This window comes from Deferribacterota bacterium, assembly GCA_034189185.1.
Classification (GTDB): Bacteria; Chrysiogenota; Deferribacteres; order Deferribacterales; family UBA228; genus UBA228.
In genome coordinates this window covers 1-2,495 of sequence record JAXHVM010000221.1, presented here as the reverse complement: position 1 = coordinate 2,495, position 2,495 = coordinate 1, and the positions used below count along the sequence as shown (strand labels likewise).

General features: G+C 26.3%; 2 protein-coding genes. Both read left to right on the top strand.

Annotated features, from left to right (window positions below):
- Nucleotides 1–1,266: cytochrome ubiquinol oxidase subunit I (locus SVN78_10160; GenBank protein MDY6821970.1), on the top strand; the 1,266-nt coding region annotated here is incomplete at its 5' end.
- Nucleotides 1,259–2,332: a hypothetical protein gene (locus SVN78_10155; protein MDY6821969.1), complete on the top strand. Its 1,074-nt coding sequence runs from the start codon at nt 1,259–1,261 to the stop codon at nt 2,330–2,332. The genes SVN78_10160 and SVN78_10155, both read left to right, overlap by 8 nt.
- Nucleotides 2,333–2,495 lie beyond the last annotated feature (163 nt).

Sequence of the window (2,495 nt, the reverse complement as noted above, 5' to 3'; positions counted from 1 at the left end):
TTTAATTATATCCATCCAGCTATATTAATATCTAGTATCGCAACATTCCACGTCTTTATAGCTCAATTTTCAATTGGTATGGGGTTATATGTAATTATTAATGAATATATATCTTATAAAACTGAAAATAATAATCTATTAAATTTTACTAAAAAAAATACATCATTAATAATCTTTATTGCAACTATTTTAGGTGCAGTAACAGGTGTTGGAATTTGGTTTACAATATCAATTGTTGCTCCAAGGGCCACATCAGAACTAATACACAATTTTGTCTGGTTTTGGGCAACTGAATGGGTGTTTTTCTTAATAGAAATTATATCAATTTTATTATATTATTACTTATGGAATAAAATTAGCAAAAATCTTCATTTAACAATAGGTGCAATCTATTTTATAGCTGGTTGGTTTAGTTTATTTCTAATAAATGGGATCATATCCTTTCAACTAACACCAGGCAATTTTCACGAAACAAATAATATTTGGCACGGTTTTTTTAATCCATCTTTTTTACCATCAACTATTGCAAGAACTGGTTTTTGTCTAATATTAGCCTCAATTTATTCACTTCTTGTTATGTCTTTTACAAAAGACAAGAAAATTAAAAAGCTTGCAGGGAGAATATCTTCTTCATTTATAATAATTGGTTTTTTATTAACAACCTTTGGAAGTTATGGGTGGATTCATTCTGTACCAACTGAGGCGAGTAAACAAATCTTAGGAGGAAACCTAATTCTCTCTAACTTTTTCAAATATTATATAATAATAGGTGTCATTGTTTCAATAATAGCGTTATTATTAGAGCTTATATTTTACAAATACATAAATATAATTTTTGCATTAATACTCTTATGCTTAAGTTTTATGTCGTATGCCTATTTTGAGTTCTCAAGGGAGAGGGTTAGAAAGCCATATGTAATCTATAGTCAAATATACTCTAACGGAATTACTGTTAATGAATCTGCTGAAATAAACAAGAATGGAATATTGCAATTTATTAATCCATTATTAAAAAACAAAGCTAAAGATGATATCGATAAAGGTGGGATTGTTTTTAGATCTGAATGTTACAGTTGTCATAGTTTATATGGATTCAATGATCTAAAAAGTAAAGTAGGTGGACTAAAGAAAGAGGATATTTACTATATTATTGACGCTATTGGTTATAACCCACTAATGCCAACATTTTTAGGTACTGATGAAGAAAAAAGGTATTTATCAAAATATCTAGAATACAAATTAAATAAAAACTTAAACAATGAATAATTTTTTAAATTATATACCGACCTACATAGAAACAATTTCAGCTCCAGAGTTTATTTTTGTATCCCTTTATATTATAACACTACTATTTCATATAATTTTTGTAAATTTAACAATTGGGTGCACTGCTTCTATACTTGTTAGTAAATATATTTATAAAGTATATAATGATAACGATTACAATATTATCTCAAATAAACTAGCCAATTTAAATACTATCAATATATCTTTGACCATAACAACAGGAGTAGCACCCCTATTATTTATACAAGTCTTATATGATAAACTTTTTTATACCTCATCAATACTTATTGCATATTATTGGCTATTTATTTTGATAGCAATTATTATTGCTTATTATCTATTTTATATTTATAAGTACAAGCCATTTTATTTAAAATATAAACCCTTTGGTGGGACAATATATATCTTTATTGCATTTATACTTTTTATGTATGTTGCTTTTATACTTGTCTCAAACACATTAATCTCATTAAACCCACATATATGGCCAAATCTTCAAAATTCTATTAACTTTAACATAATCCCTACATTACTGCCTAGGTATCTACATTTTATATTAGCAGCTCTTGCATTTAACGGAATATTTATTTGTATTTATGCTAATTATAATAAAACGATTGATAATAATATAAGAGAAAAACTTTATAATCTAGGTAAGAATATGTTTATATATACAACAATTACTCAGTTTATAATAGGGCCTTGGTTTTTGCTATCCCACAAGAAGGAAATACTTTATAATGTGTTAACAGGCACTGGCACAATATATATAGCAATTGCTATACTGTTATCAATTGTTTTAATATATTTGCTTATAAAGAAAAAATCAATTATACTAATATCTATAATTTCATTTATAGTGCTCACACTAATGATTCTATTAAGACGGCTAATTGAAGTGGAATATCTAAAACCATTACTTGAATCTATCATTTACAAAACGGATTTTCAATTGACAGCTTTTATAATGTTTCTTGTTCTTTTTTTAGGTGCATTAATTTTTTTAATTTTTTTACTAAGAACTATTAACAAAAAAACAATGTAATAGAGTTTAAACTATGAGCTCAATATATCTAACAGAAGATAATGTAAAAAACATTTTATCAATTGATACCACAATTGAACTTGTTGAAGAAATCTTTAGGGAATATTCAAAGGGTAATGCCTTTAATATGCCAAGGCAGAGGATGCGCATTAGAAAAGGTATG

Bases quoted from the DNA above. Each gene is read 5' to 3' on its own strand.
- SVN78_10155 (MDY6821969.1), top strand. From the start codon at position 1,259: ATGAATAATTTTTTAAATTATATACCGACCTACATAGAAACAATTTCA.